Genomic DNA, 17,994 nt, shown 5'->3' on the forward strand with positions numbered 1-17,994 from the left:
GCGTGAGTGCGCTGCGATTCTCCGGTCCGGTCCTGCCCGACGGCGAGGTGCGGGACGTCTACGTGCTCGACGGACGGATCACCCATGAGCGGCCGACGGGCGCCGAGACGGCCGGTGAGGGCTGGATCGTCCCCGGCCTGGTCGACGCCCACAACCACCTCGGCCTCGAGGACGGGGGAGCGGTCAGCGACGAGGAGATCGAGCGCACGGCGATCCTGGACCGCGACAACGGTGTCCTGCTGACGCGGGACTGCGGCTCCCCGGCGGACACCCGCTGGGTGCACGGCCGGGAGGACCTGCCCCGCCTCATCCGGTGCGGGCGCCACGTCGCCCGGACCCGCCGCTACATCAAGAACTACGGCCACGAGGTCGAGCCCGATGCCCTGGCCGACGTCGTCGCCGAGCAGGCGCAGAACGGCGACGGCTGGGTGAAGCTCGTCGGGGACTGGATCTCGCGTGAGTCGGGCGACCTGGCGCCGTCCTTCCCGGCCGATGCGGTCGCGGCCGCGATCGGGGTGGCCCACGCCCACGGGGCGAAGGTCACCGCCCACTGCTTCGGCGAGGAGTCGATCGCGCCCCTGCTGGACGCCGGCATCGACTGCATCGAGCACGGCACCGGGCTGACCTCGGAGCACGTCGAGCAGATGGTCTCTCGCGGGGTCGCGCTGGTCCCGACCGTCCTGCAGACCTCGAAGTTCCCGGGCTTCGCCTCCGCCGGACGCGACAAGTTCCCGGCGTACTCCACCTCCATGGAGCGCCTCTTCGCCCGCCGCCGCGAGGTCCTGATGAACGCCCACGACGCAGGCGTCGCGCTCTACGTCGGCAGCGACGGGGGCGGTTCGGCACGCCACGGGGTGCTGCACGAGGAGATCCGGGCCATGGCCGCGATGGGGCTGTCCAACGAGTACGTCCTCGGCGCCGCCTCGTGGCGCGCTCGCGCGTGGCTGGGCTGGAACCCGGGCCTCAGCGAGGGGGATCCGGCTGATTTCGTGGTCTACCCGCGCAACCCGGTCGAGGACCTCTCCGTGCTGCTGGAGCCGTCCCACGTCGTCCTGCGTGGCCGACAGGTGGCGTGATTTCTCCCCACGCCTCCACGTCTGGCAGACTTCAAGACTGAGTTCTGCCTCTTCCGGTCCCTCTCAACCGGTGGATGCAGGACCCATCCGAAGCCGGGCGCCGGTGTTCCCCACCTGGTCGTCCGCGCCTCACCCATCACAAGTCCTCAAGGAGACACCACAAACGTGGCCGTCAAGATTCGTCTGAAGCGCCTGGGCAAGGTCCGGGTCCCGCAGTACCGCATCGTCATCGTCGACTCGCGCAAGAAGCGCGACGGCGCCGTGATCGAGGAGATCGGCAAGTACCACCCCAAGGAGGACCCGTCGTACATCGACGTCGTCTCCGAGCGGGCCCAGTACTGGCTCAGCGTCGGCGCGCAGCCGTCCGAGGCCGTTGCCGTCATCCTCAAGATCACCGGTGACTGGCAGAAGTTCAAGGGTCTCGAGGGCGCCGAGGGCACCCTCAAGGTCAAGGAGCCGAAGCGCGACAAGCTCGAGATCTTCAACGAGGCCCTGAAGGAGGTCGCCAACGAGCCCAAGGCTTCCGCGACGACCGCCAAGAAGAAGGCCGAGAAGAAGGCCGACAAGGTCGAGGACAAGGCTGCCGACAAGGCTGCTGACAAGGTCGAGGAGGCGCCGGCCGAGGCCGCTGCCGAGGAGACCCCCGCCACGGAGCCGGCTGCTGCCGAGGCGCCCGCCGCCGAGGCCGCGTCCGACGAGAAGGCCGAGGCCTGATCGTGCTGGCTGACGCGCTGGAGCACCTCGTCCGCGGAGTGGTCGAACACCCCGATGACGTCGTCGTGCGCGACAAGCAGCTGCGCCGCGGCGCGGTGCTCGAGGTCCGGGTCCACCCCGACGACCTCGGCAAGGTGATCGGTCGGGGCGGCCGCACGGCGACCGCCTTCCGCACCGTGATCTCCGCCATCGCTGGCAACAGCGGCACCCGGGTCGACTTCGTCGACACCGACCGGCGCTAGTACGCACCAACCGAACGGGCGCCTCCCTCCGGGGAGGCGCCCGTTCGTCGTTCCCGCACCGAACGCCCTAATCTCGGACCGTGGAGAGCAGCATGGAGGTCGTCGTCGGTCGGATCGGCAAGCCGCACGGAATTCGTGGTGAGGTCACCGTCGACGTGCGCACCGACGAGCCGGACCGTCGCTACGTCGACGGGGCCGTTCTCCTCGCGGAGGCGCCGCGCGGCTCTGCCTTCAGCGCCCGCACCATGACGGTGAACCGGACCCGCTGGCACCAGGGCACCCTGCTCGTCACCTTCGCCGAGCTGGACGACCGCAACGCCGCCGAGGCGGCCCGGGGCGTCGTGCTGCGGGCGACGGTGTCGCTCGACGAGGTGCCGGAGGACCCCGAGGAGTTCTACGACCACCAGCTGATCGGCCTCGCGGCGTACGACCTCGAGGGTGCCCACCTCGGCGAGGTGACCGGGCTGGTGCACGGCGCCCAGGACCTGCTCCAGATCCGCACGCCGGAGGGGCGCAACACCCTCGTGCCCTTCGTGGCCGCGCTCGTGCCCGAGGTCGACGTCGCCGGAGGACGGGTCGTGATCGCGGACCGTCCCGGCCTGGTGACACCCTTCGAGGACGAGCAGGGCCCGGAGGACGGGGCCACCGAGGGATGATCCTCGACTACGTCACGATCTTCCCGGACTTCTTCGCTCCGCTCGATCTCTCGCTGGCCGGCAAGGCTGCCGACAAGGGCCTCGTGGAGTTCCGGGTCCACGACCTGCGCACCCACACCCACGACCGGCACCACCGGGTCGACGACACGCCGTACGGCGGCGGCGCAGGCATGGTGATGAAGCCCGAGCCGTGGGGAGAGGTGCTCGACGAGCTGACCGGCCCGGGGACGACGATCGTCTTCACCACGCCGTCGGGCGAGCCCTTCGACCAACGCCTCGCCGAGGAGCTGGCCACCCGGGAGCACCTGGTCTTCGCCTGCGGTCGCTACGAAGGCATCGACCAGCGCGTGATCGACCACGCCCGCGAGCACGGCGAGGTGCGCGAGATCAGCCTCGGCGACTACGTCCTCAACGGGGGAGAGGTGGCGGCCCTCGCCATCACCGAGGCCGTGGTCCGCCTGATCCCCGGGTTCATGGGCAATGCCGAGTCGCTGGTCGAGGAGTCCCACGCCGAGGGTGGCCTGCTCGAGTACCCCGTCTACACCAAGCCGCCGGAATGGCGCGGCCACGAGGTGCCGGCCGTGCTCCGCTCCGGTGACCACGCCAAGGTCGCCGCCTGGCGCCACGACCAGGCCGTTCGCCGTACCGCCGCCCGCCGCCCGGACCTCCTGCACCCATCGGTGCTCGACGACGGCAGCCCGATCGTGCGAGCGGTCGCCGGCGACGCTCCCGAGCTGCTCGTCCTCCAGCGCGCCTGCTGGGTCCAGGAGGCGCTCGCCAACGACTCGCTCGACATCCCCGCCCTCCACGAGTCGTACGACGACGTCGTGGCCTGGCTCCGGGTGTGGGACACCTGGGTGGTGCGCCGTGCCGGTCGCCTGGTCGGGGCCGTGCGGGGCCGGCTCGAGGACGACGGCGCCTGGGACATCGGCCGGATCATGGTCGCGCCGGACCTGCAGGGCTCCGGCCTGGGCCGGGTGCTGCTGGACCACATCCAGGCGGTCGCGCCCGAGCGGGCGACGTCGTACGTCCTGTTCACGGGGGTGGCCAGCGAGCGGAACCAGCGGATGTACAAGAAGGCCGGGTTCCGACTGCGGGGCGATCTCACGGCCCCTCCGGGCGCCGTCGTCCTCACCAAGAGACGTGCGTGAGCCAGCGTTCACGACGCTGACACACATATAGCGAACCTGTAACAACTCCGAAACGAAGCCCTCGCCTCGGCGAAACGACGGCTCGCAAGTATCGACGCAGACGCGGCAAGCAACGTTGCTCAGCCGCCTCCCCACTCTCCCGAGACTTGTGAGGACCTGCATGTCTGTCGAACTTTCGTGGCAGCTGATTTGCGCTGCACTCGTGCTTTTCATGACGCCTGGACTGGCGTTCTTCTATGGCGGCCTGGTGAAGCAGAAGTCCGTCGTGTCCATGATGATGCTGAGCTTCGGCTCCATCGCGGTCGTCACCATCCTGTACTTGCTCATCGGTGGCACCGGCATCGCCGGACAGGGCACGAGCGGCGGCAGCAAGCTGTTCGGCAACCCGTTCGAGGACTTCGGCATGAGTGACCTCATGACCGGTGTCGGGGGCGGCGAAGCAGCCAACGCCTTCGGCGGACATGCCTTCGTCGTCGCCTTCTGCATCATCACCGTCGCGCTGGTCTCGGGAGCCGTCGCCGACCGTGCCCGCTTCTGGCCGTGGATGCTCTTCGCCTCGCTGTTCACCACCTTCGTCGTCTTCCCGACGTTCCGCTGGATCTGGGGCTTCGACGCCGAGGGCAACTTCTACGGCTGGCTCGCCAATGACGTCTGGGGCCTGGGTCAGGGCGCTCTCGACTGGGCCGGTGGAACCGTGATCCACCAGTCGGCCGGTGCTGCTGCTCTCGCTCTCGCGCTGGTCCTCGGCAAGCGCAAGGTCGGCTTCTCCAAGGAGGAGGCCGTTCCGCACAACGTCCCGCTCGTGCTCATCGGTGCCGCGATCCTGTGGTTCGGCTGGTACGGCTTCAACACCGGCGTCTTCGGTGCTGACGAGGGCCAGACCTCGCTGATCTTCTTCAACACCCTCGTCGCCCCGGCCGCAGCCCTGCTCGGCTGGATCGTCGTGGAGAGCCTGAAGGACGGCAAGGCCACCGCTGTCGGCGCTGCGTCCGGCATCGTCACCGGCCTCGTCGCGATCACGCCGGCCTGTGCCTTCGTGACGCCTGTCTGGGCACTGGTCCTCGGCCTCGTCTCTGGTGCCATCTGTGCCTTCGCCGTCGACCTGAAGTTCAAGCTCGGATTCGACGACACGCTCGACGTCGTGGGCATCCACTTGGTTGCCGGTTTCATCGGCTGCCTGTGGGTCGGCATCTTCGGCGCCGAGGCGCTCACCGGTGGCAGCCTGATCTTCGGTGGCGAGACCAAGCTGTTCCTCGCCCAGCTGCTCTCCTCGATCACCGTGATCGCGTTCTCGTTCACCGTGTCGTTCATCTTCGCCATGGCGATCGAGAAGACGATCGGGTTCCGCGCCAAGGAGGAGGACGAGGTCGCCGGTCTGGACCTCGCGCTCCACGGCGAGGGCTACGCGCTCGACTGATCGCTCGAAGCACACAGCAGGTCCGTCCCGGTTCGTCCGGGGCGGGCCTGTTGTCAGTTCCGCAGGCGGCGGCTGGAGGCCTGGATCCGGTCGCTGAGGTCCTCGATCTCGCCGAGCAGGTCCGCGGCCAGCCAGACCGGCGCCCGGCGCGACCTGGGGGCCCTGTGCAGCACCTTCGCGTCGACGGCGACCCCGATGAGGTCACCCGCGGCGTCGAGCCCGAGGCCCAGGCGCTCGGCGACCAGGCCCGCGTTGAGGATCGGCTCCTCGACCAGCAGGTCGAGCAGGCGGAAGCCGGGCTGGCCGGGCCGCAGCTCCGGCAGGAGGGCGCCCCAGCGCTCGCGGACCGCCAGGATGTTGGTGGCGGTCACCCAGGACTCGGCAGTGGCGATGCGCACCGCCGTGGCGAGCATGGCCACGATCGTTCCCGCGTTGCCGGCCCGGTAGTCGTTGAGCGCCTCGAAGTACGAGTCGCGGTGGGCGACCAGGGCCGAGGCGATCGGCACGGTGAGGTGGCGGTTGGCCCGGCGCCGTCGCAGGACCGCGTGGATCAGTGCGCGGCCGATCCGTCCGTTGCCGTCGATGAACGGGTGGATGGACTCGAATTGCGCGTGTACGATCGCCGCCTGCGCAACCGCGGGGACGTCGTCGCGGTTGGCGAACGCGAACAGGTCCTCCAGGTAGCCCGGCACGGTCTCGGGCGGCGGCGGGACGTGCAGTGCTCCGATGGGGGAGTAGCCGCTGCCCCCGACCCAGTTCTGGGTGGTTCGGAACCTGCCCGCGCGGTGGGACTCCTCCGGGTTGCGACGGAACAGGTCGTGATGGGCCTGCAGGATCGCCTCGGACCGGATCGAGCGGGTGGTGTCGGCGTCACGGATCATCCGGGTGAGGGCCGCCGTGGCCGAGGCCATGGAGACGGCCGAGGCGTTGGCGCCCTCGCCGAGCATTGCCCGGCCGTAGTCGGCCAGGCTCGCGTCGACGTTCTCGATCTTGGAGGAGTCGACGGACTCGGTGCGCAGCTGCAGGTGGTTGAGTCCGCTGAGGGTGCGTCCGTGGACCAGGTCGAGGTGGCTCAGGTCGCCGGCGCTGGCCGTGGTCATCGCCCGGAGCGGGCGGTCCATCGCGTGGTCGAGGTCGCGGATGTGGGCCGGTAGCGCCACGGTGACCTCGCGCAGCAGGCGGTCCGCCCGCGGGCCGCGCGCCGTTCGTTGCCGCCAGGGGCGGACCTCGAAGGTGTGCGGAGCCCAGTCGTGGGGCTCGGCGGGTTCCGTCATGGTGCCCATTGTCCCGGTTCGCGCGTCACCGGTCGCGATTTCCACGGGGTCGTCCGGGTGTGGGAAGATCCTCTGTCGGTGTCGCGGACGCCTCTGCCACGGGGGAATCGTCGACCGCGCCGCCCGCACCACCCATCTGATCCATCACTAGTTCCGCGGCTGACCTGTGGCATTCGCGAGGAGAATCATGACCAACCCCAGTCCTGCCCTCGTCACCGAGCTCGGCAACGCGCTCAAGCGTGAGGACGTCCCCGCCTTCCGCGCCGGTGACACCATCAAGGTCCACGTGAAGGTCGTCGAGGGCAGCCGCTCCCGTGTCCAGATCTTCCAGGGCGTCGTGATCCGCATCCACGGTTCGGGTGTCGGCCGCACGTTCACGGTCCGCAAGGTGTCCTTCGGCGTCGGTGTCGAGCGGACCTTCCCGCTGCACTCCCCGATCTTCGAGGAGATCGAGATCGTGACCCGTGGTGACGTCCGACGCGCGAAGCTCTACTACCTGCGCAACCTCACGGGCAAGAAGGCCAAGATCAAGGAGCGTCGGGAGTTCTGAGCACACGCTCACCCCGTACGACCCCACGAGGGCCCGGCCGTTCGGCCGGGCCTTCGTGCGTTCGTTCATGGCATCGTGCCTAGACTCGACCATCGTGACCACCGACGACACGGCGCCTGAGCGCCCCGCCGCTGCTGCTGACGCCACGGGCGAAGCCGCGCACCGGGGTGACAGGAAGCGCACGGCGGTCCGCAAGCACCTGCCGGTCTGGCAGGAGAGCATCCTGCTGCTCGCCGTGGCGCTCGGTCTGGCGGTGGTCATCAAGGCCCTGTTCGTCCAGGCGTTCTACATCCCCTCGGAGTCCATGGAGCCGGGTCTGGTCGAGAACGACCGGATCCTGGTGCAGAAGGTCTCGTACTGGTTCGGGGGCGAGCCCCAGCGGGGCGACGTCGTCGTGTTCCGCGACCCGGGCCAGTGGCTCGGTGCCGCAGACAACCAGGGCCCCACCGGACTGGCCAGCGTGCTCTCCAAGGTCGGTCTCTACCCGACCGGCGGACACCTGGTGAAGCGGGTGATCGGCACCGAGGGCGACGTCATCGTGTGCTGCGACGCCGAGGGCCGCATCGAGATCAACGGCGAGGCCGTCGACGAGTCGGACTACCTCGGTCCCGACCCGGGCTCCTGCAATGCACCGGTCGACGACTTCATCACCGAGCGCGACAGCGCGCTCGCCCGCCCCTGCTCCTGGACCATCGGTCCGATCCCGGTCGGCAAGCTGCTGGTGCTGGGGGACAACCGTGGCCACTCGGCCGACTCCCGTGCGCACCTGTGCAGCGTCGACGACGACCCGTGCACCCAGAGCCCCTGGGTCGACGTCGACCTGGTCGTCGGCAAGGTGTTCACGCTGATCTGGCCGCGCGACCGCTGGAGCTGGATCAGCCGCCCCGAGGTGTTCGAGGACGTCCCGGGCAAGCCGTCCGCCGAGCTCGTCGACAAGGCCGAGAAGGCCGGCGCGCTCGGGGCGAGCTGACCTGCGATGTCGACCCTGCCCCGCGGAGCCACGGTGCGCCGTGATGCCGGCATCTACGGCTACGAGCGTGCGCTGCGCCGCCACGGGCTGGAGCCGATCGCCGGTGTCGACGAGGCCGGCCGCGGCGCCTGTGCGGGTCCGCTCGTCGCCGGTGCGGCGATCCTGCCACCGGGCAGGGCCGGCATCATCCCGGGCCTGGCCGACTCCAAGCTGCTCACCGCTGCGGCCCGCGAGCGGTGCTACGACCAGATCGTGCGGCGCGCGATCGCCTGGTCGGTGGTGGTGGTGTCCCACGACGAGTGCGACCGGCTGGGCATGCACGTGGCGAACGTCGAGGCCCTGCGGCGGGCCGTGGCGAAGCTGGCCGTCCCGGCGGCGTACGTCCTGACCGACGGGTTCCCCGTCGACGGGCTCGGCGCGCCCGGTCTGGCGGTCTGGAAGGGTGACCGGGTGGCGGCCTGCGTCGCCGCGGCGTCCGTGCTGGCGAAGGTCACGCGGGACCGCCTCATGGTGGACCTCGACAGCCAGTGGCCGGCGTACGACTTCCGGACGCACAAGGGCTACATCACCGCCACCCACACGGCGGCGCTCGACCTCCACGGACCCTGTCCGGTGCACCGGATGCGGTTCGTGAACGTACGACGCGCGGCGGGTCTCGAGCCGCTGGCGGACGAGCCGGTGGACGCCGGGCTAGAGTTCGGATCGTGAGCGCCGAGGACCTCGAGAAGTACGAGACCGAGCAGGAGCTGAACCTCTACCGGGAGTACCGCGACGTCGTCGGCATCTTCAAGTACGTCGTCGAGACCGACCGCCGGTTCTACCTGTGCAACTCGGTCGACGTGAAGGCCCGTTCGGAGGGCACCGACGTGTTCTTCGAGGTCACCATCGCCGACGCGTGGGTGTGGGACATGTACCGCCCGGCACGCTTCGCCAAGAACGTGAAGGTCCTGACCTTCAAGGACGTCAACGTCGAGGAGCTCGCGACCTCCGACATCGAGCTGCCCAAGTCCTGAGGGACCTTCGTCCTGAATTCTCTCCGGTCGCTCGGGTGCGGGCCGGACCGTGCCGAACTGTTCCCTGAGGACGGCATGTCGATCGCCCTCGTCGCGCAACGGCATCGGGGGAGGCCGCCATGTGGCCACGGCGTCCGCAGGATCGGCGCAGGGAGCAGCGGGGAAGTGTCACGCTGTTCATGGTGGCCATGCTCGCCGTCCTGATGGGCAGCTCGGCCTTCGTCGTCGACCTCGGCCTCCAGCGCGTCGCCCGGGCGGACATGCAGGCGCTTGCCGACCTGGTCGCACTCGACCTGGCGCGCCAGCTCGACGGTCGTACGGTCGCCCAGCTGGCACCGGTCCTGGACGCAGCCCTCACGGAGAGCCTCGAGCGGAACGCGAGCTCTGTCGGCGAGGACCCCGAGATCGAGTACGAGGTCGGAGTGGTGGGCGACGAAGGCTTCGAACCGATCGACGCCGGCGTCCCGTCGGCCGTGAGCGTCGTCGCGGAGACCGACGTCGACTTCGCCTTCGCGGCCGTGACCGGGAACGACTCGGGTGCTGCGGCGCGCGAGGCCGCGGCCGAGGCCTCCTCGACCGCCTGCTTCCGCCTCGGCACCTTCGTCGCGGCCATCCGCGCCGCGGACAGCACCGTGCTCGCGCCGCTCAACGACCTGCTGGGCGTCAACCTCGACCTGGTCAGCTACCGAGGACTGGCCGACGCGGACCTGACGCTCGCCCAGATCGCGGCGACCTCGGTCTTCGGCAGCCCCGAGGGCCTGCTGTCCTCGAGCATCACCTACTCCAACCTCGTCCTGGCCATGATCGAGGCGCTCCAGGCCGAGGGCGGCAACTCCCTGGCGATCCAGGCACTGGGCTCGGTCCTGTCCTCGACGGTCACCGCGACGGTCGGCTCGATCATGCTCGCCGACGCCCTCCACGTCGCGCCCACCGACCGCGCCGCGATGGAGGTCGGGCTCGACGTGCTCGACATCGTCGGCTCCGCGCGGCTCGCCGACGGCCAGCACTTCCTGGGCGTGCCCAACATCCAGGCGCACGTGCCGGGTGTGGGCTTCCAGTTCACCGGTGGCATCAACCTCGTCTCCGCCGCCGAGCTCGCCTGTGGTGTCCCGAACTCGCCCGACGCCCACGCCGACATCGCGCAGCTCGACGGGTCGGTCGGGGTGACCTTCACGAACATGCCCAGTCTCAACATCGCCGGGCTGGGCACCCTGCAGACGCCCAAGGGCACAGGCACCCTCCAGATCTCCGCCGGCAACGGCACCGGCCAGCTCATCGCGCCCCCGCAGGTGCACTGTGGCGCGAACACGGTGGCCGACCCGACGACGATGAGTGTCGGCGTCACGACCGGCCTGGCGTCGTACCAGCTCCGCTCGGACGTGTCGGTCGCTGCCGACGTCAAGCTGACCGACCTGCTCGGGCTGGGGCTCACCTCGGTGCTGACCAACCTGCTCGGGAACATCCTGACCCTCGGCAGCAAGATCTCGCTCGAGGTCGAGGTCGAGCTGCGGGTGGGCGCCAACGCGACGGCCGGCTCCGGTCGGGCCGACCTGAGGATCCCCCCGAACGACGAGACACCGGTCTCGACGGGTTCCTCGATCCACCTCGACGCGGCCGCGATCGTGCCGACGGTCAAGTCCGTGAAGCTCAACGGCAAGAACGCCCAGCTCGCCGGCGTCACCGCGGTGACGAACCTGATCGTCCAGGCCCTCGTGACGACCGGCAAGGGATTCGTCGAGAAGACCCTCACGCCCCTGATCGCCAACATCAACCAGCAGTTCATCGGACCGGTCGCGCGGATGATCGGGCTCCGCCTCGCGGGGGCTGATGTGTACGCCGTCGGCGCCACCTGCGCCCGCCCCCGACTGGTGGGTTGAGGTGGACGGGGAGCGGCTTCGGCATGACTAGTCCGTTCGGACTAGGCGCACCACCTCCAACGGACACAATCACCCGGGATCGGTTCCCTCGTTGTGAAGATGACCACTATCCTTCGATCCATCGCCACTCGGGAGGCGTCATGGGAGCTAGGGCGGGGAGGCCGGCCGATGAGGCGTTGTGTGCTGTGGGGGCGCGCTCGCGTGCTGCGTGACAGACGTGGAGCGGCCGCGGTCGAGTTCGCGCTGATCATGCCGATCCTGCTGCTGTTGGTGTTCGGCATCATCAGCTACGGCTACATGCTCAGCTTCCGGCAGGCGATCAGCCAGGCCGCTGCCGAGGGCGCCCGCGCCGCGGCCGTCGCGCAGCGCGATGCCGACCAGCAGCCCGACGCGCTCGCCGCGATGAACGAGGCCCTCGAGAGCTACGGCGTCACCTGCGCCGGTGGCGTCCTGTCCCGCGACGGCGGTGGCGTCGGGACCTGCGCCGTGAGCATCGCGACCTGCGCCGGCGAGGCCGCCTCGGTCCGCTGCGTCACGGTCACCATCGACTACAACTACGCCGACAACCCGCTCCTCCCGGTCCCCGGGGTCGGCATCGTCCTGCCTGACAACCTGCGTTACTCCGCCGTGGCGAGGGTCAGCTGATGAACCTGCGGCGACTGCCCGCCCGGATCGCCGCACGCCGTGCTTGTGACGAGCGCGGCGTCGTCGCCGTCATCATGGGTGTCGGCATCACCCTCATCCTGGTCGCGATCGCCGCCTTCGCCGTCGACCTCGGCATGCAACGCACGGCACGCCGCGACATGCAGGCCCTGGCCGATCTTGTCGCCCTCGATCTCGCGCGCCAGCTCGACGGCCGCAGCGAGGCCGCGCTGGCCGGGGTGCTGAACGCCGAGATGGCCAAGAGCGTCGCACGCAACGACGACACCGTCGGCGCGGCTCCCGACCTCGAGTGGGACCTGGGCAAGATGGTCGACGGCGAGTTCGTCACCAACCTCGGCACCTCGACGCCCACTGCCGTCAAGGTCACCGCAACGACCAGTGTCGACTTCGCCTTCGGTGGCGTCACGGGTGTCGCCCAGGGGGACGCCGGCCGCGCGGCGATCGCGCAGTCGGAGGGGGGCGCGTGCTTCGCGATCGGCTCGTACGCCGCGCGCGTCGACACGGGTTCGTCCCCGATCCTCGGACCGCTGCTCGGTGCACTGGGCAGCAACATTAACGTGAGCGCGATCGACTACAACGGACTCGCCAACGCCGACGTCAGCCTCCTCGACCTGATCGGAGCCAATGTCGGCGTCGGCACCCTGGGCGCGCTGATCGAGGGCGGTCAGCTGCTCAGCCTCGCTGACTTCTACCTCGCCACGGCGGAGGTCCTCAGCCAGAACGGCAACGCCGCCTACGTCGGCCTGCTGCAGGCCTTGGCCGTCGGTGTCGAGGACATGAACCTCAACGCGGGCGACCTGATCAACCTGGGCACCGGTGGATCGAACGGGCTGGACGCCGACCTCAACCTGCTCGACCTGGTGACCGCTGCGGCGGCCGCCGCGACCGGGCACAACGCTCTCGTCGTGCCGCAGGCCAACGTCAACCTCGGCCCGCTCGCCAACGTCGGGGTCAACCTCAGCGCGATCGAGGCCCCCACGCTGGGGTGCGGTCGCAAGAACCAGGTCACCGCCGAGTCGACCCAGGTGCGGGTGAACCTGTCGGCCAACGCGCTGAACCTCAACCTCGGCCTGGCCGGCACCAACGTCGCCCTGAGCGGCTCGATCAGCGTCGCCCAGGCGCGCGGCCAGCTCACCGACGTGCGGTGCTCGCCGACCGGGCTGACCATCGTCGTCTCGGACGGTCTGCTGAACGTCGACCTGAGGCTGCAGATCACGGTGTTCGCGAACATCCTCGGCATCCGGATCCCGGTCATCGGCGGCCCGATCACGATCAAGGGCTCCACCACGACCTCCGGCACGGCCAACATCGAGATCACCAGTGACGGTGACTACGAGCTGCCCAGCACGATCGGTTCGGGCAGCGGCGGACTGCCCACCCTGACGGTCAACACCTCCGGTCTGGCGCTGATCGGTCTACCGGTCGGCATCGTGCTGGCGCCGGTGGTCAACGGGCTGCTGTCCGGTCTGGTGAACCCGCTGATCCAGAGCCTCGACACCGTGTTGCTCAGCCCGCTGCTGAACACGCTGGGCATCGACCTCAGCGGTGCGGACATCTACAAGTTCCGCACCCCGAAGTGCGACTCCCCGAAGCTGGTCGGCTGACCCCACAGGTCACGGTGGTGCTCGCGACGGCCACCTGCTGACGCTGCGCCTGGGGATGAGCGGCGTGGTGCACAGGCCGACCCACGTCGTACGGCGTGCGGTCGGGTCTGGCCACGAGGCTGGCCCCATGACGACCACAGCACAGGCCCGCCGGGCGATCGGCGCGTACGGCGAGGAACTGGCCGCACGCCACCTCGGAGCGCTGGGGATGACCCTGCTCGAGCGCAACTGGCGTTGCTCCCAGGGCGAGATCGACCTCCTGCTCCGCGAGGGCGACACCCTCGTGGTGTGCGAGGTGAAGACGCGCACCAGCCTCGTCGCCGGGACCCCCCACGAAGCCCTCACCGACGCCAAGCTCGACCGCCTCAAGCGATTGGGGGAGCGGTGGTCGCTCGAGCGTGGGATCACCCCTGCGGGGATCCGGATCGACCTGGTCGCGGTGCTGCTTCCCCGTCGCGGCGCAGCCACGGTCGACCACGTGCGAGGCGTGTTCTGATGGCCTTCGCGACGACGCACTGCGTCGCCCTCGACGGTGCCCGCGGCCACCTCATCGACGTCCAGGCGGACGCGTCCAGCGGCCAGGCCGGGGTCGTCGTCATCGGCCGTGCCGATGCCGCGTTGCGGGAGGGCCTGGACCGGGTCCGGATGGCGATCGTCAACAGCGACCTCAGGTGGCCCTCCGCATTGCGGACGACGATCCTGCTCTCGCCGGCGGACCTGCCCAAGACCGGGACGCACTTCGACCTCGCGATGGCCCTCACCGTGCTGGCCGCGACCGGGCAGGTGGAGCATCCCCAGATCGCGGGGACGGCCTTCATCGGCGAGCTCACGCTCGCCGGAGGGTTGCGCCCAGCGGTGGGCGTGCTCCCGATGGTGCTCGCTGCACTTGCCCGCGGCGTGCGCCGCGTGGTCGTGCCGGAGCCGCAGGCCGAGGAGGCCCAGCTCGTGCCCGGCGTGGAGGTCATCGGGGTCCGCTCCCTGGCGCAGGTGGTCGCGGTCCTCGCTGGCGAGGTCCCGCCCGACGCCCCACCGGTCGCGGCCGCCTCAGGTGCCCACCTGCTCCACTGGCGGGGCTCGGGTCGTCTCGACGACGTCGACCTGGCCGACCTGCGCGGGATGCTGGACGAGAGGTACGCCGCGGAGGTGGCCGCCGCCGGTGGGCACGCCCTGATGCTCTCGGGTGCCAAGGGGTGCGGCAAGACCAGCCTGGCCGAGCGGATCCCGACGATCCTCCCGGACCTCACCGCCGAGGAGTCCCTCGAGCTGACCGCCCTGCACTCCCTGGCCGGCGCCCTCGGCCCGGGGCAGGGGATGATCCGGCGTCCTCCGTTCGCGGCGCCGCACCACGACGCCAGCAAGGCCAGCGTGATCGGCGGAGGCCAGGGCCGGGTCCAGCCGGGGGAGATCTCCCGGGCGCACTGCGGGGTGCTCTTCCTCGACGAGTTCCCGCTCTTCCGCTCCGACGTGATCGAGGCGCTCCGTCAACCGCTCGAGAACGGCGACATCACGATCGCCCGGCGCGACGAGTCGATCACCCTCCCCGCGGGCGGGATGCTGGTGGTGGCGAGCAACCCGTGCCCGTGCGGCAACTGGACGGCCAACGCCCGCACCAACAGCTGCACCTGCCCGGAGACGGTGCGCCGCCGCTACCAGTCGCGTCTGTCGGGGCCGATCGCCGACCGGATCGATGTCCTGCGCCACGTGCAGCCGGCATCACCCGCCAGCCACGACCCCTTCCAGCCGGCCGAGACGTCACAGGACGTCCGGGTGCGGGTCGCGGCGGCGCGCGAACGACAGCGGTCCCGGTTCGCCGACCACGGCTGGCGGCTCAACTCCCAGATCCCGAGCCCTCGCCTCAAGGACACCTGGCCGGTGGCTCAGGCCGGCAAACAGCTGATCGACAACGAGACCCACGCCGGGCGGCTGAGCGCGCGCGGCGCCGTGCGGGTGCAGCGGCTGGCCTGGACCGTGGCCGACCTCCGCTCCGTGCGCAGCGGCGGTGAGGTCGAGCCCGGGCTCGAGGAGGTCGGCGTGGCGCTGAGGCTCCGCAAGGGCCAGGCACTCGACCTGCGCACCGTCTGCGGTTCCCGGGGGGTCGCGTGAACGACCAGGACGAACGACTGGCCCGTGCCACGATCAACCTGGTGGCCGAACCGGGGGACCTCCGCTCGCTCGGGCTGGTCCGCGAGCTCGGCCCGACCGAGTTCCTCCGGGTGCTGCGCACCCGGCCCGAGCTGAGGGAGGAGTTCACGGCGGCCGCCGGGCGGCTCGCCTCGGTCGCCCCGCAGCAGGTGCTCGACCACGCCGCCCAGCGGGGGATCAGGTTCGTCATCCCCGGGGACCGGGAGTGGCCGGCGCAGCTGGACGATCTCGCCGGCGCCGGGGTCCTCCAGGGGCGCGGCGGCGTGCCGGTGGGGTTGTGGGTTCGGGGACCTCTGCGGCTCGACGGGCTGGGGGAGTCGGTGGCCGTGGTCGGCTCCCGGTCCTCCACGACCTACGGCGACCTGGTGGCCTCGGACCTCGCCGCCGTGGTGGGCAGCGCGGGTCGCCCGATCGTCAGCGGGGCCGCCTTCGGCATCGACTATGCCGCGCACCGGGGAGCGATCAGTGCTGGTGCCCCCACCGTCGCGGTGCTGGCCTGCGGGGTGGACCGGTCCTACCCCGCCGCGCACCGGCAGCTCCTGGAGCACCTCGCGGAGCACCACGCGGTGATCTCGGAGTCGCCACCGGGGTCATCGCCCTTCCGGATCAGGTTCCTCGCCCGCAACCGCCTGATCGCGGCTCTCGCCCGTGGCACCGTCGTCGTCGAGGCGGCGGTGCGCAGCGGTGCGCTCAACACCACCAACTGGGCCGAACGCCTGAACCGGGCCGTGATGGCGACACCGGGCCCGTTGGACAGCGCGGCGTCCGAGGGCGTGCACCAGCTGATCCGCCGAGGCAGTGCGGCACTGGTCACGGGAGGCGAGGACGTGCTCGAGATGGTGGGGGCGTCCGGCCAGGACCTCGTCGCCGAGCCCCGAGGGCCGGAGGAGCCGCGCGACCATCTCTCGGTGCGGGCCCGACAGGTGCTCGATGCCGTGCCGGTGGCCGCCCCGGCGCCGTCGGAGTCGGTGGCCCTCGTCGCGGGCATCGGTGTGATGGAGGCCGACCGGCTCCTCGCGGGCATGGAGGAGGACGGCCTGGTCGAGCTGTGCCCGACCGGTTGGCGGGTGACCCGGCTCGGTCGGACCTGACGAGGCGGTCCGCGGCATACGATCAGGGCGTGGCCGAGCAGACGAGCGAGCAGCGCGGTGAGCTCTCCGAGGCGCAGTCGCGGACCCTCGCCGACTACGAGCGCCACCTCAGCGCCGAGCGGGACCTCTCACCGGCCACGATCCGGGCCTACCTGGGCGACATCTCCTCGTTGCTGGACCACGCTGCCCGGCTCGGGATCGACGACGTCGCCGACCTCGACCTCCGCAGCCTGCGCAGCTGGCTGGCCCGCCAGCAGAGCAGCGGACTGTCCCGGACCAGCATCGCCAGGCGGGCCACGGCCGCACGGGTGTTCACCGGCTGGCTCGCCCGGACCGGCAGGGCACCGGTGGATGCCGGTGCGGCACTGGGCTCCCCGAAGGCCCACAGCACGCTGCCCGAGGTGCTGCGGGTCGACGAGGCGCGGGAGCTGATCGCGACCGCGGCCGCACTGGCCGACGACGGCAGCGCCGGCGGGATCCGGGACGTGGCGATGCTCGAGCTGCTCTACGCGACCGGCATGCGGGTCGGCGAGCTGTGCGGTCTCGACATCGACGACGTCGACCGGGACCGCAACGTGGTGCGGGTGTTCGGCAAGGGTCGCAAGGAGCGGACCGTGCCCTTCGGCCACCCCGCCGCCGCCGCGCTGGACCGCTGGCTGGCATCAGGTCGCGGGGACCTGGCACGGCCGGGCTCCGGGCCGGCCCTCTTCCTCGGCGCCCGCGGCGGTCGGATCGACCAGCGCGCGGTCCGCACCCTCGTCCACCGCCGCCTGGCCGATGTCCCGGGCGCCCCGGACCTCGGTCCGCACGGACTGCGCCACACGGCCGCGACCCACCTCCTCGAGGGCGGAGCCGACCTCCGCTCCGTCCAGGAGCTGCTGGGCCACGCCTCGCTGGCGACCACCCAGCGCTACACCCACGTCACCACGGACCGCCTCCGAAAGGCCTACCAGCAGGCCCACCCGCGGGCGTGAGTCGCCACAGCGGCAGGAGGCGGACCGGCCCGGCGCCGACCAGGCGCAGGGGATCGAGATAGGTCTCGCCCCGCACCCACCCCCAGTGCAGACAGGCACGCGGGAAGCAGTGGGAGCCGACGAGCTCCAGGTGACCCAGGGCCTCGCCGGCGGCGAGGGTCGTCCCCACGCCCACCTCCGCAGCGACCGGCTCGTAGGTCGTGCGCGTCGGGCCGTGGCTCACCACGACCACCCCGCGACCGGCGATCCGGCCGGCGAAGCTCACCCGGCCCGGAAGCGCGGCCAGGACGGGTTGGCCGACCCGTGCGGCAAGGTCCACTCCGCGGTGGCCCGGGCCGTAGGGGCCGGCGGGCGGTTCGAATCGCCGCACCACCTCGGGGTCGCCCGGGTGCGTGCGCAGGGGCCAGGTCCCGACCGGGTCGTCATCGAGCACCGGCCGGGCTCCGGCGGGGCAGAGGGTCAGCAGGACGGGCAGCAGGACGCTCAGCAGGAGGAGGAACGTGCGGTGGAACGGGCGCATCCCCCGATCCTGCGCCCCGCGGAGCCCGCAGCCGACCCGGACGGCGTTGCCTGTGGACAA

Annotated in this window: 19 protein-coding genes; 17 read left to right on the forward strand and 2 right to left on the reverse strand. The window is 70.9% G+C overall.

Features of this window, described 5'->3' with window-relative positions; genetic code table 11:
• The first annotated feature begins 2 nt into the window (after nt 1-2).
• The 6 genes from ASE01_RS12015 to ASE01_RS12040 all read left to right on the forward strand — a co-directional run bounded on the left by ASE01_RS12015 (nt 3) and on the right by ASE01_RS12040 (nt 5,256).
• The gene (locus ASE01_RS12015) at nt 3-1,076 is read left to right on the forward strand and encodes an amidohydrolase family protein (protein WP_056751531.1); all 1,074 of its coding nucleotides are present in this window, start codon (nt 3-5) and stop codon (nt 1,074-1,076) included.
• Between the two features lie 165 nt (nt 1,077-1,241).
• Nucleotides 1,242-1,790: a 30S ribosomal protein S16 gene (rpsP, locus tag ASE01_RS12020; protein ID WP_056751533.1), complete on the forward strand. Its 549-nt coding sequence runs from the start codon at nt 1,242-1,244 to the stop codon at nt 1,788-1,790.
• 2 nt (nt 1,791-1,792) lie between these two features.
• Nucleotides 1,793-2,032, forward strand: a complete 240-nt coding sequence (locus ASE01_RS12025) for an RNA-binding protein (protein ID WP_056751537.1) — start codon at nt 1,793-1,795, stop codon at nt 2,030-2,032.
• A 92-nt stretch (nt 2,033-2,124) separates the two neighbouring features.
• The gene (rimM, locus tag ASE01_RS12030; RefSeq protein WP_056751540.1) at nt 2,125-2,688 is read left to right on the forward strand and encodes a ribosome maturation factor RimM; all 564 of its coding nucleotides are present in this window, start codon (nt 2,125-2,127) and stop codon (nt 2,686-2,688) included.
• Nucleotides 2,685-3,839 carry a tRNA (guanosine(37)-N1)-methyltransferase TrmD gene (gene trmD, locus ASE01_RS12035; protein WP_056751545.1) on the forward strand — a complete coding sequence of 385 codons (1,155 nt, stop codon included), beginning with the start codon at nt 2,685-2,687 and terminating at the stop codon, nt 3,837-3,839. Before rimM ends, trmD begins: the two co-directional genes overlap by 4 nt.
• Before the next feature lie 160 nt (nt 3,840-3,999).
• The gene (locus ASE01_RS12040) at nt 4,000-5,256 is read left to right on the forward strand and encodes an ammonium transporter (RefSeq protein WP_056751548.1); all 1,257 of its coding nucleotides are present in this window, start codon (nt 4,000-4,002) and stop codon (nt 5,254-5,256) included.
• Nucleotides 5,257-5,309: 53 nt separating this feature from the next.
• Here the strand turns inward: ASE01_RS12040 and ASE01_RS12045 are convergent, their stop codons facing one another.
• A complete protein-coding gene (locus ASE01_RS12045) occupies nt 5,310-6,530 on the reverse strand; it encodes a Fic family protein (protein WP_056752197.1) in 1,221 nt (406 codons plus the stop codon).
• 187 nt (nt 6,531-6,717) lie between these two features.
• On the opposite strand from ASE01_RS12045, the gene rplS reads away from it, so the two are divergent.
• The 11 genes from rplS (at nt 6,718) to ASE01_RS12100 (ending at nt 17,414) form a co-directional block, all read left to right on the forward strand.
• Entirely contained in the window at nt 6,718-7,080 is a 363-nt protein-coding gene (rplS, locus tag ASE01_RS12050) for a 50S ribosomal protein L19 (RefSeq protein WP_056751552.1), read from the forward strand.
• Between the two features lie 94 nt (nt 7,081-7,174).
• Nucleotides 7,175-8,050, forward strand: coding sequence for a signal peptidase I (gene lepB / locus ASE01_RS12055; protein WP_056751557.1), 876 nt, complete (start codon nt 7,175-7,177; stop codon nt 8,048-8,050).
• A gap of 6 nt (nt 8,051-8,056) precedes the next feature.
• Nucleotides 8,057-8,758, forward strand: coding sequence for a ribonuclease HII (locus tag ASE01_RS12060; protein WP_056751561.1), 702 nt, complete (start codon nt 8,057-8,059; stop codon nt 8,756-8,758).
• Nucleotides 8,755-9,063, forward strand: coding sequence for a DUF2469 domain-containing protein (locus ASE01_RS12065; protein WP_028655836.1), 309 nt, complete (start codon nt 8,755-8,757; stop codon nt 9,061-9,063). The genes ASE01_RS12060 and ASE01_RS12065 overlap by 4 nt, the downstream gene beginning before the upstream one ends.
• A 119-nt stretch (nt 9,064-9,182) precedes the next feature.
• Nucleotides 9,183-10,940, forward strand: a complete 1,758-nt coding sequence (locus tag ASE01_RS12070; RefSeq protein WP_157537290.1) for a pilus assembly protein TadG-related protein — start codon at nt 9,183-9,185, stop codon at nt 10,938-10,940.
• Nucleotides 10,941-11,141: 201 nt separating this feature from the next.
• Complete coding sequence (locus tag ASE01_RS12075) at nt 11,142-11,585, forward strand: TadE/TadG family type IV pilus assembly protein (RefSeq protein WP_056751568.1); 444 nt, start codon at nt 11,142-11,144, stop codon at nt 11,583-11,585.
• The gene (locus ASE01_RS12080; RefSeq protein ID WP_056751572.1) at nt 11,585-13,207 is read left to right on the forward strand and encodes a pilus assembly protein TadG-related protein; all 1,623 of its coding nucleotides are present in this window, start codon (nt 11,585-11,587) and stop codon (nt 13,205-13,207) included. The genes ASE01_RS12075 and ASE01_RS12080 overlap by 1 nt, the downstream gene beginning before the upstream one ends.
• Nucleotides 13,208-13,334: 127 nt before the next feature.
• Complete coding sequence (locus ASE01_RS12085) at nt 13,335-13,703, forward strand: YraN family protein (RefSeq protein ID WP_056751576.1); 369 nt, start codon at nt 13,335-13,337, stop codon at nt 13,701-13,703.
• The gene (locus ASE01_RS12090; RefSeq protein ID WP_056751579.1) at nt 13,703-15,310 is read left to right on the forward strand and encodes a YifB family Mg chelatase-like AAA ATPase; all 1,608 of its coding nucleotides are present in this window, start codon (nt 13,703-13,705) and stop codon (nt 15,308-15,310) included. Before ASE01_RS12085 ends, ASE01_RS12090 begins: the two co-directional genes overlap by 1 nt.
• Nucleotides 15,307-16,440: a DNA-processing protein DprA gene (gene dprA, locus ASE01_RS12095; protein ID WP_056751583.1), complete on the forward strand. Its 1,134-nt coding sequence runs from the start codon at nt 15,307-15,309 to the stop codon at nt 16,438-16,440. The genes ASE01_RS12090 and dprA overlap by 4 nt, the downstream gene beginning before the upstream one ends.
• Before the next feature lie 29 nt (nt 16,441-16,469).
• Complete coding sequence (locus tag ASE01_RS12100) at nt 16,470-17,414, forward strand: tyrosine recombinase XerC (protein ID WP_056751586.1); 945 nt, start codon at nt 16,470-16,472, stop codon at nt 17,412-17,414.
• On the opposite strand, the gene ASE01_RS12105 is transcribed toward ASE01_RS12100, so the two are convergent.
• A complete protein-coding gene (locus tag ASE01_RS12105; protein ID WP_056751590.1) occupies nt 17,362-17,934 on the reverse strand; it encodes a M23 family metallopeptidase in 573 nt (190 codons plus the stop codon). The genes ASE01_RS12100 and ASE01_RS12105 overlap by 53 nt on opposite strands.
• Between the last annotated feature and the right edge of the window lie 60 nt (nt 17,935-17,994).

It is taken from the genome of Nocardioides sp. Root190 (genome assembly GCF_001428565.1).
GTDB lineage: Bacteria > Actinomycetota > Actinomycetes > Propionibacteriales > Nocardioidaceae > Nocardioides.

Bases quoted from the DNA above. Each gene is read 5' to 3' on its own strand.
- rimM (WP_056751540.1), top strand. From the start codon at position 2,125: ATGGAGGTCGTCGTCGGTCGGATCGGCAAGCCGCACGGAATTCGTGGT.
- trmD (WP_056751545.1), top strand. From the start codon at position 2,685: ATGATCCTCGACTACGTCACGATCTTCCCGGACTTCTTCGCTCCGCTC.
- ASE01_RS12040 (WP_056751548.1), top strand. From the start codon at position 4,000: ATGTCTGTCGAACTTTCGTGGCAGCTGATTTGCGCTGCACTCGTGCTT.
- ASE01_RS12045 (WP_056752197.1), bottom strand. From the start codon at position 6,530: ATGACGGAACCCGCCGAGCCCCACGACTGGGCTCCGCACACCTTCGAG.
- rplS (WP_056751552.1), top strand. From the start codon at position 6,718: ATGACCAACCCCAGTCCTGCCCTCGTCACCGAGCTCGGCAACGCGCTC.
- ASE01_RS12060 (WP_056751561.1), top strand. From the start codon at position 8,057: ATGTCGACCCTGCCCCGCGGAGCCACGGTGCGCCGTGATGCCGGCATC.
- ASE01_RS12070 (WP_157537290.1), top strand. From the start codon at position 9,183: ATGTGGCCACGGCGTCCGCAGGATCGGCGCAGGGAGCAGCGGGGAAGT.
- ASE01_RS12080 (WP_056751572.1), top strand. From the start codon at position 11,585: ATGAACCTGCGGCGACTGCCCGCCCGGATCGCCGCACGCCGTGCTTGT.
- ASE01_RS12085 (WP_056751576.1), top strand. From the start codon at position 13,335: ATGACGACCACAGCACAGGCCCGCCGGGCGATCGGCGCGTACGGCGAG.
- ASE01_RS12090 (WP_056751579.1), top strand. From the start codon at position 13,703: ATGGCCTTCGCGACGACGCACTGCGTCGCCCTCGACGGTGCCCGCGGC.
- ASE01_RS12105 (WP_056751590.1), bottom strand. From the start codon at position 17,934: ATGCGCCCGTTCCACCGCACGTTCCTCCTCCTGCTGAGCGTCCTGCTG.